The 13,550-nt window shown below is 36.3% G+C and carries 13 protein-coding genes and 1 tRNA gene; 13 read left to right on the top strand and 1 reads right to left on the bottom strand.

What is annotated here, in order from left to right:
* The first annotated feature begins 12 nt into the window (after positions 1-12).
* The 7 genes from fliI (at position 13) to DYQ05_RS09960 (ending at position 6,661) form a co-directional block, all read left to right on the top strand.
* A complete protein-coding gene (fliI, locus tag DYQ05_RS09985; protein ID WP_206183366.1) occupies positions 13-1,437 on the top strand; it encodes a flagellar protein export ATPase FliI in 1,425 nt (474 codons plus the stop codon).
* 22 nt (positions 1,438-1,459) lie between these two features.
* Entirely contained in the window at positions 1,460-1,900 is a 441-nt protein-coding gene (fliJ, locus tag DYQ05_RS09980) for a flagellar export protein FliJ (RefSeq protein ID WP_029410085.1), read from the top strand.
* A gap of 23 nt (positions 1,901-1,923) precedes the next feature.
* Complete coding sequence (locus DYQ05_RS14070; RefSeq protein WP_252723346.1) at positions 1,924-3,063, top strand: hypothetical protein; 1,140 nt, start codon at positions 1,924-1,926, stop codon at positions 3,061-3,063.
* Positions 3,041-4,357 (top strand): tetratricopeptide repeat protein, encoded by a 1,317-nt coding sequence (locus tag DYQ05_RS14065; RefSeq protein ID WP_252723345.1) that lies wholly within the window; start codon positions 3,041-3,043, stop codon positions 4,355-4,357. The genes DYQ05_RS14070 and DYQ05_RS14065 overlap by 23 nt, the downstream gene beginning before the upstream one ends.
* 68 nt (positions 4,358-4,425) lie before the next feature.
* Positions 4,426-5,604: a glycoside hydrolase family 3 N-terminal domain-containing protein gene (locus tag DYQ05_RS09970; protein ID WP_206183365.1), complete on the top strand. Its 1,179-nt coding sequence runs from the start codon at positions 4,426-4,428 to the stop codon at positions 5,602-5,604.
* Between the two features lie 218 nt (positions 5,605-5,822).
* Positions 5,823-6,092, top strand: a complete 270-nt coding sequence (locus DYQ05_RS09965) for a hypothetical protein (protein WP_020965871.1) — start codon at positions 5,823-5,825, stop codon at positions 6,090-6,092.
* 77 nt (positions 6,093-6,169) lie between these two features.
* A complete protein-coding gene (locus DYQ05_RS09960; RefSeq protein WP_038106530.1) occupies positions 6,170-6,661 on the top strand; it encodes a deoxycytidylate deaminase in 492 nt (163 codons plus the stop codon).
* Between the two features lie 3 nt (positions 6,662-6,664).
* Here DYQ05_RS09960 and DYQ05_RS09955 read toward each other — a convergent pair whose 3' ends face one another.
* Positions 6,665-7,231: a TIGR01440 family protein gene (locus DYQ05_RS09955; RefSeq protein ID WP_020965869.1), complete on the bottom strand. Its 567-nt coding sequence runs from the start codon at positions 7,229-7,231 to the stop codon at positions 6,665-6,667.
* Positions 7,232-7,442: 211 nt separating this feature from the next.
* Between DYQ05_RS09955 and DYQ05_RS09950 the strand changes: the two genes are divergently transcribed.
* The 6 genes from DYQ05_RS09950 to DYQ05_RS09930 all read left to right on the top strand — a co-directional run bounded on the left by DYQ05_RS09950 (position 7,443) and on the right by DYQ05_RS09930 (position 13,541).
* A tRNA-Leu gene (locus tag DYQ05_RS09950) sits at positions 7,443-7,525 on the top strand.
* A 97-nt stretch (positions 7,526-7,622) separates the two neighbouring features.
* The gene (gene glgA / locus DYQ05_RS09945; protein ID WP_020965868.1) at positions 7,623-9,101 is read left to right on the top strand and encodes a glycogen synthase GlgA; all 1,479 of its coding nucleotides are present in this window, start codon (positions 7,623-7,625) and stop codon (positions 9,099-9,101) included.
* Positions 9,102-9,277: 176 nt separating this feature from the next.
* Entirely contained in the window at positions 9,278-9,799 is a 522-nt protein-coding gene (locus tag DYQ05_RS09940; protein ID WP_020965867.1) for a TIGR03546 family protein, read from the top strand.
* 3 nt (positions 9,800-9,802) lie between these two features.
* Entirely contained in the window at positions 9,803-9,952 is a 150-nt protein-coding gene (locus DYQ05_RS14060; protein ID WP_252723344.1) for a hypothetical protein, read from the top strand.
* 131 nt (positions 9,953-10,083) lie between these two features.
* A complete protein-coding gene (locus DYQ05_RS09935; RefSeq protein WP_252723343.1) occupies positions 10,084-12,126 on the top strand; it encodes a TIGR03545 family protein in 2,043 nt (680 codons plus the stop codon).
* A complete protein-coding gene (locus DYQ05_RS09930; RefSeq protein ID WP_029410515.1) occupies positions 12,126-13,541 on the top strand; it encodes an NFACT RNA binding domain-containing protein in 1,416 nt (471 codons plus the stop codon). Before DYQ05_RS09935 ends, DYQ05_RS09930 begins: the two co-directional genes overlap by 1 nt.
* The last annotated feature ends 9 nt before the right edge of the window (positions 13,542-13,550 follow it).

Genomic DNA, 13,550 nt, shown 5'->3' with positions numbered 1-13,550 from the left:
CGGATTTTGTTTATGATTAGTATTTTCGATAAATACACAAATGCGGTTACCGAAACCGACCCGATTAAATTTACAGGGCGGGTCGTGCGTGTGCACGGTATGCTGATTGAAAGCGAGGGGCCCGTTGCCGTTGTAGGAGAACTTTGCCAAATTATTACCGATGACAAACCTAAGGGCTTAAAGGCCGAAGTTGTAGGGTTAAACGGCAATATCGTTCAGCTTATGAGCTTTACCGACGTTCAGGGCGTAAAAGTAGGAGATGTCGTAATTGCTTCGGGAGAAATTTTATCAATTCCCGTAGGAAATGTTTTATTGGGCCGTGTCGTTGATTCTCTTTGTCAATCCGCCGACGGAAAACCCGAGCCTTATTCCGACATCAGATATCCCGTAACGGCTCCTCCCCCCGATCCTATGAAACGTAAACCCATTCGCCAAAGGATTGTTACGGGTATACGCGCAATTGACGGTCTTCTTGCAGTCGGACGGGGGCAGCGGCTTGGAATTTTTTCAGGCTCCGGTATCGGCAAATCTACCTTACTGGGAATGATTGCGCGGAACACCAATGCCGATGTAAATGTAATTGCGTTAATAGGCGAGCGCGGAAGAGAAGTCGTAGATTTTATAGAACATGATTTGGGGCCTGAAGGTTTAAAGCATTCCGTAATTGTTACGGCAACCTCCGACCAAAGTCCCCTGGCGAGAATAAGAGGAGCGTATACCGCAACTGCAATTGCCGAATATTTCCGTGACCGGGGAAAAGATGTTATGCTCTTATTCGATTCCGTTACCCGTTTTGCCCGCGCGCAACGTGAAATAGGTTTGGCAATCGGAGAGCCTCCCGCTACACGGGGCTATACGCCGAGCGTTTTTGAAACAATGCCTAAGCTCTTGGAGCGCAGCGGCACTTCCGATAAGGGCTCGATAACCGGTTTTTATACGGTGCTTGTTGACGGAGATGATATGGACGAGCCGATTTCCGATACCGTCCGCGGAATCCTTGACGGGCATATCGTTTTGGAACGCCGACTTGCCCAACGCGGTCAATACCCTGCAATAAATGTTTTAAGAAGCATTTCCCGTTTGGCGAATAGGGTTGCAGGTGAAAATACCAAAAAAGCCGTAACCAAAGCAAGAAATCTTTTGGCGGCTTATACCGAATCGGAAGATATGATTTTAGTAGGGGCTTATCAAAAAGGAAGCGATGCAAATATTGATGACGCAATAGAGCACTATCCCTTAATTTATGATTTTTTAACTCAAGATGTAAATGACCCCGCAAAGCTGGAAGACACATTAAAAAAGCTTTCGGAAATTACCGGGATAGAAATACCCGATTTTGAATGCAGTGAAGATGCTTTGGGAAGAGGTGCAATAAAAAAATATGTGCAGCCTTCCGAAGCCGCAAACTTGTATGGGGAAACGGCTGTTGACTCTTAAAACATCTTAAAGCGGAGGGGAAATGAAACGTTTTAATTTCCGGTTGGAAAAACTTTTACACTTGCGTGAATTTTATGAACGAAAAGCGGAAATTGAATTGGCACATGCGATTGCATACCTTGATTCATTAAAGCTTGCCTTAAAAAATATTGCAAGTTTATATGCTCAAAATTCTCAAAAACTTAATTTCGACGGAAGTACGGTTTCGATAGACGAATTACATTCGATTCAAAACTGTATTATACGCTTAAATAAAGAAAAAGACGAACTTATAAACAAGTCGGTACAAGCTCAAATTATTATAGATGAAAAACGTAAAATTTACATTGAAGCGGCATCGAAGCGTAAGGCAATTTCAAAATTAAAAGAAAAAAAACTTGAAGAATGGAAAAAAGAAAATATAAAAGCGGAAGATGATTTTATCGACGACCTTGTAACGTATAAAACGGCTGTAACTGGATAAGTATAAATTTTAAGGAATAAATTATGTTTTGTGTTTTTTTAGAGTTGCCCTATGAAAGACAACTCCGTAAAATCGATTTAAACAGGGTAAATAATTTTACGGCTTCGGTAAAGCATGAAGCTGCAAATAACGGCGGAGTATTTTTTAAATGCCAAACGGGATTGGGTTTTTGTTTTAAAAAAGATTCCATAGCTTACATATACTCGGTTTCAAGATTTTTATTTAATTTAAGTAAAATATTTGACGTATACGGAGAAAAAATTGCGGAAATACGTTGTATTACCGATTATTACAATGATAATTTTTCTTTTCAGGAATTGGCGGAATTATTATTAAACTATAAAAAACTTTTAATACCTGAAAACGGAATGTTCGCTTCCAAAAAGGCGGAATCCAAACTTTCAAAATATATTGAATTTAAATCATATAACTCCGAGTTATCCGAATGTAATAATTTTAAATTTTTTAACGGTATTGATTATCAAGCGGAGAGTGATAATATAAATAAACCTTCCGTAATCGTCCATCGTAACGACAGTTATTTTTGGTCCTTATATAATTTTATTCTTGCAAACCCCATAGATGAGAATTTAATTTTAAAACTTTCCGAAGCTGACAGAAAATCTTTTTTCTCTACAAAAAGCTCATACTTATATTTAAAAAAACACAGGTTTGCAAAGGATATGCCGCAATATTTTGTAGATGCTTTTTTAATGAATGCAGGGATATATTTAAAAGCGTATGTAAATTATATAAATAACGGAGAACCTATTCAAATCCTTGTCGATAATATCGATGATGAGAAAAATTTAAATGAAGCAAAAAAAATTCTTGCAGCCGATAAATCCGCAATTATTAAAAATGTGCAATCCGATGTCCCTGCAATTTATAATATACCTGAAGATTTACTGGAATTGGTTTATATAATTTTAATATCGGGAAGATACTTTTTTTTCGATGAACTGAATCTTTTTTTGAATTCTTTAAATAAAAGTAAAACTTTTTTTAATGATGTTTATATATGGATGTATTCGGCGGGAATCATTTCGGCTCCGGGTAATATTTACACGGCACCTTACGGATTACTTGAAATAATTGAAAGAAGGATAGGTTATATAAAAAAATCCGTTGATGTACATATTGCAAATTTTTTTATGGGATAAATATAAATCGGGGTTTTTACATGCGGATGACGATAGCGAAAATATTTTTACTTCCTTAAGTTTTGAATGTACTCAAGAATTTTTAATAGCTTCCGTTTTTCATAATTATTCCAATGCGGCAATCGAAGGAATGAATTTAAAAAAATATAAAAATCAGGTTTTATTTGAACCTTTAAAATATTATCAAACCGCATTAATTGCCCAAATTGAAGGCAGTTTTCAAAAAGCCTATTCTCTTACAAAAACCGCAATTACGTTTTTTCAAGATTATAAATTCTCCTCAGGCGAGTATAGGGCTTTATCCTTATTGGCATTTTTTAATTTAAGCGAAAATAAAATTTCCGATGCGCTTACGTATTTTACATATTCTCTTGATATCGCCGAGCATACACACGACAGCGGCTTTATTTGTGAGGCTTTATTCAATATAGCGGTAGTATATTTTTTACAAAATAATTTAAAACAGGCTATTACTTTTTTGGATAAACTTTCAAATGCGGTAAACGAATATTTTGAGCAGGAGTGGAAGATTCCGTGTTTATTTATGCAGGGAAGAATTTATTTACAGGTGGGCGAATTTCAAAAAGCTGAAGAGGTGTTTAATCTTGCCGGTGATTTTGCGTCTCTTTATTTTGAAAACCTCGAATCGTTATGCAGGGTATGGGCGGCTCATTCTCTTATTTACCGCGGACAGATAAAAACCGGACAGGAAATTTTATTAAAGTATTCGGAAAATACCGATGACGCTTTTTTATTTTTAATTGAATCCTTTTTATTTTACCCTATATTGTATAATGATTTTGAAAAACTTGAAGCCGATTATCAGGATTTTTATTCCGATTATGACGGAACAAGTTTTATGAATTTACAAAAAGTTAAGTCCGGTTTTAATTTTGCCGAAGACTTGGTTTGGGCAAAAATCTATGGAATGTCCGTAGGTAAAAAAATGTTTAATATTTTTTATAATTATTATAATTATAAACTTGCTCTTTCAAACGCGGGCGGTAAACAAAGCGGGCAAATATTTTTATCGGAACTTGAAGCGTCTTCAATCGATGCCTTATATCAAAACGATTCTTTTTCTTCATTATATTTGTATTTATGTTATGATTTATATTCTTCAGTATACGGCGATACCGCTCCTCAAACAACGGCATACTTAAGCAAGGCGTTTAAAGCGATGCAAAAAAATGTTTTGAGCATAGGTGAAAACGATATACGCGATAAATATATGCAAAAGAATTTATGGAATGCAAAACTTTTTAAAGCGGCGCAAAATCATAAACTTATATAAAAGACTCGATGTTTTAAAACCGTACCGATTTATAACTTTAAAAATTTAATGATTTATAGGATATCTTTATGAAATTAAAATGTTTTTTGTTTTTTATTTTTTGTATAAATCTTTATTCCGAAAATGATAAGATTTATGAGTTTATAGCCGAGATGAATGCGGAAGAAAAAGCGGCTCAAGTTTTAATGTTGAGCATTGACGGTAATAAAGAGTTTACAAAAGGTATGTATAAGTATTTCGGTAATACCGTTCCTGGTGCATTTATTTTATTTAAATTTAATTTAGCCGATACGCCTGAAAAAACCTCTCTTTACATTAAATCGGTAAAGGATTCTTTTAAAAAAATAGCAAAAGACAAAAATTATATTCAACCTATTTTTGCAATAGACTGTGAGGGCGGGGGAGTTTATAGGATAAAACACTTCGCCTCCCATCTTCCGTCGGCAAAAGAAATGGCCGAAAAATATTCTTTAAGTGAAGCAAAAGAGCTTTATAAGTTTACCGGAGAACAAATTAAGTTATTGGGGCTTCATATAAATCTTGCTCCCGTTGTTGAAGTAAAGAATCCTGAAAATATAAATTTTTTCGGTAACCGTTTATATTCGGACGATAAAACTGTTGTACATAATTATTCTTCCGTATGTATTGAAGGAATGAAAGAAGCCGGTGTTATTTCGGCGGTAAAACATTTTCCGGGAAATGCCGAAACGGACCCGCATAAGGAGCGGTCTGTAATTAAAGCGGATAAACAAACTTTTTATGATAAATATATAGAACCTTTTAAAACCGTTTTGGAAAAAAATAAGTGTGCCGTCCTAATTTCACACGTTACCGTTCCGGCTGTGGAAGACGTTCCTTTTTGTTTTTCGGAAAAAGGTATACAAAATATTTTGCGCGAAGAGCTTAATTTTAAGGGACTGATTATTACCGACGATTTGGCAATGGCTGCACTTAAGGGAGGTAATAAATCTTCCGAAGCTAATGCAATTTCAGCCTTACAGGCAGGCTGCGATATGATTATGTGCAGCGAAAATAAATTAAATGAACTTATTTCCGTAATTTCGGATAAAATTAAGACGGATAAAGTTTTTGCACAAAAAATAGATAAGGCGGTTTTTAATATTTTAACTGCAAAAATAGAAGCCGGTATCCTCGATAAAAACTGTAAGGTAATTGAAGAATACCCGTTTGATTTGAAAAAATTTAGTACTGCGAAAAAGGAAGCTGAAAAGATTTTAAAAAAATAAATAAGTTCTCTTAGAAAGTGAATTTATGTTTTTAGAGATTTTTGATTATTATACTTTTTTTAAAACGTCTCTTGTACGCGTTTTTTTTTCATTCGGATAAAAGTAAAACTTTATGAATTTTTAGATAAAAAATTCATAAAAACGGTATTATCTAGTTGACAAAAATATAACCTCTCATTTATTATACATATATAAAAACTTGCTATAAGGGGCCTTTTATGTTTAATAATACCGAATTTGAACCGTCTGATGACTTGTATATCTTTAACGATTCTTACGATGAAGATGACGGTTATGATGACGATGACTTCGATGACGAAGATTTTGACGACGAAGATTTCGACGATTTTGACGACGACTTCGATGACAATTTCGACGATGATGATGACTTCGATGACGACTTTGACGACGACGACGATTTTGATGAAGACGATGATTTCGATTATGATGAAGATGACGATTTGGATTATGACGATTTTGATGAGTAATTAAAAATCGGTAAATTGAACCTTGTTGACTTACTCTGAATCTTTACGTATAATCCGGAATTATGGTTGAAAATTCTATGAGTAAAACAAAATATATACGCCCTACATGGGACGAGTACTTTATGGATGTTTGCCGTGCAATTGCAAAGCGTGCAACCTGCGACCGCGGAAGGTCAGGCTGTGTTATAGCGCGGGACCACCAGATTTTAGTAACCGGCTATGTGGGGGCTCCTACGGGGCTTCCGCACTGTGATGATGTGGGGCATCAATTAAAAAAAGTACAGCATGAAGACGGTTCCGTAACGCAGCATTGCGTACGTACGGTTCATGCGGAACAAAACGCAATTTGTCAGGCTGCAAAACGCGGTATAAGCATTGACGGAGCGACCCTTTATTGTAAGATGACTCCATGCAGAACTTGTGCAATGCTTATAATCAATTGCGGTATAGTGCGTGTAGTAGCCGAAAAACGTTATCATGACAGTGAAGACACTATAGAAATGTTTAAAAAGGCCGGCATTATTTTAGAACATCTTTCGGATTCTTTGGAAGAATATGCGGAGCAATAAATTTTAAACCTGCGTATATATACTGCGTTCGCCGCCTATCAGCTTGGGACGGCTTTTTAAGGCGGTAACCCTTGCCTTTCCTATTTTGTTGTTGTTTAATCTTATCGGGACTTGAACGAATTTTACATGCATTCCTATTTCAGTATCCCCTATATCGACTCCGGCTTTTGCGGAAATATGCTCAACCATTACCGCATTGTCTATGTACTTATATGCCGCAGTTGCAGCCGCACCTCCGGCTTTTACCGCAGGTATTACCGAAACTTCTTCAAGCCGGTATTTTTCGGCGGCTTTTTTATTTATAACCAGAGAGCGGTTAAGATGTTCACAAGCCTGCACAGCAAGATAAATTCCTTTATCGTTTAAAACCTCTAAAGCCGCTTTTACTACGATTTCCCCTATTTCCGCATTTGAAGATTTCCCTATTGTTCCGCCTGAAATTTCGCTTGTGCTGCAACCTATTACAAAAATATCTTCTTGGGTTAAGCCGGAATTTTTAAGAGTTTCGGTAACGGCCTTTTCCGTTTCGCTCTTTATTTTTTGTAAGTCGATTTTCTCCGTTGTATTCATAATTTTTCTTCTTTTGTTTTTATAATAAAATAAATTTCTCCTTAAATTATTTTATATTAAAATTTATACTATATTTTTTTATTTAGGTCTATAAGGTCCGACTTTAAAGCCGCTGCCCGATTCCCTCTTTCCAGCCATAAACATTCCGTATTCGGTATGAAAATTTCCGCTTGACATTTTTTTAGCTTTATGATATAATATTTTCTCAGTTGCGGCGGTGGTGGAATGGTAGACACGTCAGCTTGAGGTGCTGATGCCTTAACGGGTGTGCTGGTTCAAGTCCAGTTCGCCGCAATTCTTTTCTTAAAAATAAAAAACTTTACAATTTTGCGGTTTCCTCTTTTAAAATTTATAAAACTGTGTTATTATTGTTGTAAGCAGGAGGGCTTGTATGAAAATACTTATGGTTACAAGCGAACTGGTTCCGTTCGCAAAGGTAGGCGGTCTTGCAGATGTTGTTACGGCTTTATCTTCGGCACTTGCAAAAAAAGGGCATGATGTAAGGATTGTAATGCCCCGTTATTATAAAATCGACAGAAAAAATTTAAAGCAGGTTCCGGGAGCAATATCGATACATTTAGGTATACATGAGTATTGGGCAGGCTTATACGAATCGGAGCTGCCCGAATCTAAAGTAAAGGTTTATTTTATAGACCATGAGCAAAGTTTCGGACGTGAGGGTGTTTACGGAACTCCTTTTGAACCCGATTTTGAAGATAACCCCAAGCGCTTTTCTGTATTGGCAAATGCGGCATTTCAAGTTTGTAAAAAACTTATGTGGATACCGGATATTATTCATGCTCACGATTGGGCGGCAGGTCTTATTCCCTCTCTTTTAAAATTTAACGAAAAGGATTCGGAGTTTTCCAAAACTGCAAGTGTTTTTACGATTCATAATATAGGCTATCAGGGAATTTATTCCAAATATAATTTTCCCGAAACGGGTCTTGACTGGAGCTGTTTTTATGCAAGCGGGTTCGAAGATTGGGACAGAATAAACTTTTTAAAGTCGGCTATAATTTCCGCGGATAAAATTACGACGGTGTCTCCTACATATGCGGAAGAAATTAAGAGTCCGGAATTCGGTTTTAGAATGGACGGGATTTTACGGTACAGGGAAGCCGATTTGACGGGAATTTTAAACGGCGTAGATACTTCGATTTGGAGCCCTTCTAACGATAAATATATCCCTTATAAGTATGACGGCAACACACTTGAAAATAAAGAAAAGAATAAGACTATGTTGCAGGAAGGTTTGGGTTTACAGGCGGATTCTTCCGTGCCCCTTATCGGAATGATAACCCGCCTTGTAGACCAAAAAGGTATTTCCGAACTTTTCGGACCGATGTACGGTTCTGTATTTAAAATTTGCACGGATATAAAATTACAAATGGTAGTGTTGGGAGCCGGAGAGGCATGGTGCGAAAAAGAACTTATTTCCCTTGCAGGCAGACTTCCCAATTTTAAAGTTTATATAGGCTATAATGAAGAATTGAGCCATTTAATTGAAGCGGGAAGCGATTTTTTTCTAATGCCTTCAAGGTATGAACCCTGCGGCCTTAATCAAATGTATTCTCTGTTGTACGGAACCTTACCGATTGTACGAAAGACGGGCGGTTTGGCCGATACGATTGAAAACTATAACGAAGAAACCGGCGAAGGTACCGGCTTTGTTTTGGACAACTTAAGCCCGCGAAGTATTTACGATACGGTCGGTTGGGCCGCTTATGCCTGGTACAATAAAAAAGAGCATATTGAGAAAATGAGGCGGCGCGGTATGAAGAAAAAATTCGGTTGGGATATTGCGGCGGAAAAATATCTTAAAGTATATGCGGAAGCTGTCGAAAAAAAACTTTCGGAAGCAGGTTAAAATGTACCGTAACGATAGGCTGTAATGAAATTTCCGTACGGAATTTTAGTTTTAAATGATACCGATATTATTTAAGACAAAGACATAAAATCCGTTTTTCTTTCCCTATTGAAAAAAAGGCTCCTATGGTGTAGACTGAAAAACGATATGGAGGTTTCGGGTAAAACCCGTTTTTTATGATAAAATACGTAACTTCTTTTTTTAAATCTGTTAATGCAAATGCTCACCCCGGCGACATTGCTCATGCGGCAGCTTTGGGGCTGTTTTTGGCGATACTGCCTAAAAATAATTTAACGTTTACCTTTATGTTCTTTTTTACGATTTTTATAAGAATAAATAAGGGTGCGTTTTTTATTTCGTTTATCTTACTCGGATTTGTAACCCCTTTAATGGACGTGCTTATCAACCGCATAGGTTTTTGGGCTGTACAATTGGAGTTTTTACGCCCGGTGTTTATCCTGTGTGAAAATACTCCGTTTATAGGGCTTTTTAAATTATCGAATACAATGGTTTTAGGCGGTTTAATTTGGGGGGCGGTATTGTATCTTCCCTGCTATGTTATTATTAGAATTATAGTTGCTCAATACCGTAAATATATGCAGCCTGCAATGTCGGGCGTAAAAGGCTCCGGTTTGATTTCAAAAATTCCGCTTTTACGCCATTTAACTAAAATATCAGATATAAAGGATTCGATGTAGCTTATGGAAGAAAATAAAAACTTAAATAATGAAGAATTGCTTAAGCATTCCAACGATACGGAAAAAACCGACGGAGCTTCGGAAGAGGCGGTTTCGGAAAAAGACAAAAAAAATAAAACCCGCGAAGAAAAAAAAGACTTTAAAGGAAGCTAAAAAACTTGAAAAGGTAAAAAAACTTTTTCAAAAGAAATTTACGGAGAAATCTCTTAAACGTAAAATTTATAAAAAACTTTATATCCCAGCGGATAAGGAATTTATTAAAGATTTTTTCGTTTTAAAAACCGATGAAGAAAAAAAACAAAAAATATTTTGAATTCGATAAATCTCTCATTAAAGATAAAAAACAATTACAGCGTATAAATGCAATTGCAAAAGAAATAGGAAGGCAGAAGGGGAGGGTAAACCTTTTTGCTTTTTTAGGAGCGGCAGCCTGTGTTTTTCTCGTTTTGTTTTTTGTTTATATTTTTAGAAATTTTTTAGCCCGCAAAATTGTTGTAGGCGGCTCCGAGGCCGCTTTCGGAGCAAAATGCGAGGTAAGCCTTGTAGATTTTGATTTATTTAATACGCGATTTAGAATACAGGGCTATAAGGTTGCGAACAAAAACGAGCCTATGCGCAATTTGTTTGAAATTAAAAATATTGATTTTTATTTTAACCTTTTGGAATTGAGCAGGGGAAAATTCGTTGCGGAAAATATGGCTATTGAAGGTTTTACATGGAATACGCAAAGGACAACCTCCGGAGCGCTTCCGCCCAAAAAACAAAAACCCGCAAATGCCGATAAAAAACCCAATCCCGTTGTCAGCCTTATAAATAAGGAAGTTGAAAAAGTAAAATCCGAAATTTCGGTATCCAGCGGATTAAAGGCCGTACAGGAGCAGGTAGACCCGAGAAAAATTTTAGAGCGTGAAAAAGCCGCTTTTAAAATTCCTGCCGTAAAAGATGAAATTATGAATTCGGTAAATCCGATGAAAGAAAAATGGCTTACTGCAAAAGACGAAATTCAAAAACATGCGGAAAAAACCATTGCAATGGCCCAAAAACTTGCGACATTGAACGTTCAGGAAATTAACGACGTTAATCAGCTTAACGAACTTATTAAGGTTATTTCTCAGGCGGTGGAAGTAGGCAAGGCGGATTTCGACCTTGCGGAAAAACTTGCCAAAGATGTTCAGACGGATATAAAAACTGTGGAACGCCTTGCCAAAAATGCCGGAGAGGCGATAAAAAGCGATTTTAACCGTATCAAAGAAACGGCTGCAAAAATTAAATCTATAAATGCCGACACGGGGAAAAAGCTCGTTGCTCAACTTATAAATTCTTTTATAATTGAAACGCTCGGAAAATACTATCCGTATTTCGTTCAAGGTATGGAGCTTCTTAAAAGCTCTCAAAAACCGAAGGAGCCAAAAGAACTTACCCTTGCTCAAAAATCGAAAATGATGGAAAGATTGCCGGGTACGACTTTTGTCTTCGGTAAAAATTCGCTTCCTTCTTTTGTAATAAAAAATGTTGCTCTTTCCGGCCATCATCCTGAAAAAGAAGTTTTTGCAATAGGCGGAACGGTAAAAGCAATTACCAACGATGCCGATAAACTCGGCCTTCCTCTTACGATTAACTTAAATGCCGCTCATGCGAATATGAAAGAAACCGCCGAAGGCGTAATAGATTTACGCTCTTATTCAAATGAACTTGTAGACACTCTTTTTACATTTGAAGGTTTTGAGCTTGAAATTCCTCAAACCGCAGAAGCCGTTCCTTCTCTTTCAGGAATTTTACGTACGGCGGGAGGCGTTAATGTTTCAAAAGCTCATGATGTGGTAATTACCGCCGATATGGGCATAATGCAAAGCGCATTAAAAGTTGCCGATTTTGAACCTGCTTTTGTATGTGAAATTTATCAAAATATTCTTGAAGGTATAAAAGCTATAAATGTAAAGCTTGTTCTTACAATAAAAAAGGGAGAAAGTTTTAATATTGAAGTTAATACCGATGTCGACAATCAAATCGCGCAGGCTATAAAAAAGGAATTTGCAAGGCAAGTTGAAAAGATAAAAGCCGAGCTTATTAAAATGGGTGAAAACTGGCTTAACGAGCAAAAAGAAATTTACAAAGATGAAATTGCAAAATTTACTTCTGCGGCAAATCAGGCAAAAAAGATAATAAACGATATTCAAAACTATGAAAAGATTTTTGATACGAAAAAAGCGGAAATTGAAAAGCGTATTAAAGACCTTGCTTCCGATAAAGCAAAACAGCTGATTGAAGAAAATATAGATAAAGGGGTAAAAGATACCGTAAACGACGTATTAAAGGGCTTTTTTTAATGTCTTTAAACAATAAAGAAATCGACCTTATTTTAAGGGAGTTGGAATTGGAAGGCAAATTTATTCAAAAAATAATTCAGCCTTCCTATACCTCTTTGGTATTTTTCCTGTATGATGAAAAAGCCGTTACTCTTTTTATCTCGCTTGAAGCGGGCGGCTGTAGACTTCACTCCACGGAAAACAAAATTCCTAAATTCGATAAACCTATGCGTTTTATGGAACTTTTGCGTTCCCGCATAAAGGGTTCTAAAATTACAAGGGCGGAACAGCTTAATGAAGACAGAATCGTACGTCTTACTCTTTCGGGAAATACCGGAAGTTATTTTTTATATCTTAGGTTGTGGAGCGGTGCCGCAAATATTATTTTAACGGACGAAAAGGATAATATAATAGACGCATTTTATAGGAGACCCAAGCGCGGAGAAATTTCAGGAGGTAAATTTATCTTACCTGAAAAAAATAAACCTGAAAAAAAAGAATATGAAGTTAGAGAGTACGATAAAGAAAAAACTTTTAATTCCGCAATAGAAGATTGGTATATAAACAATGCTCCTAAAATTTCAAAAGAAGCCGTTTTTGCGGAAGCTGAAAATTTATACGGAGTTAAAATAGAAAAATTAAAACACACGATTTTAAAACTTGAAAAAAAGCGTGAAGAGTTTTTAAATGCCGAAACTTTAAAAAATACGGGCGATTTGCTTTTTGCAAATTTACACTTATTAAAAAAGGGTATGACCTTTATCGAGCTTGAAGATTATACAAAAAATAATTTAAAAGTAAATATAAATTTGGACCCTTTAAAAACTCCTAAAGAAAATGCAGCTTCTTATTATGAAAAATATAAAAAAGCCGTTTCGGGTCTTACTGCGGTTGAACAGGATATTGTTTCTTATAAAAATCAAATTAAAATTATCGCCGAAAAACTTTTAAAGTTAAAAGAAGAAGAAAATCCGTATATTGTGCAAAAAATAATTCAGCGTGAAAAAATCCCCTTACAAAGAAAAGAAAAAAATGAAAAAGCGGCTCCCGGATTGCAATTTTTATGTTCAGGCTGGACTCTTCTGGTAGGACGGACGGCGGCCGAAAACGATGAGCTTTTAAGGCACTTTGTTAAGGGCTCGGATTTATGGCTTCATACCCGAGATTATGCGGGGGGATATGTTTTTATAAAAGCAAAACCTAAAAAAACGGTTCCGTTGCCCGTTTTAATTAAGGCCGGAAATCTTGCCGTATTTTATTCAAAGGCCCGCAAAAACGGCGGTGCCGATTTATATACTACGCAGGTTAAACATCTGCGACGTGCAAAAAATGCTCCCAAGGGAACGGTTTTGCCTACACAGGAGCGCAATCTTTCCATAAAACTTGATGAAAAGATTTTAAAGGAATTGGAAGAAGAAAAGATTATTCCGAGCTGAAATTTAAAT

Origin of the sequence: Treponema pedis, from assembly GCF_017161325.1 — a bacterium.
GTDB classification, from domain to species: domain Bacteria; phylum Spirochaetota; class Spirochaetia; order Treponematales; family Treponemataceae; genus Treponema_B; species Treponema_B pedis.
This window is presented reverse-complemented; position numbering and strand designations above follow the sequence as displayed.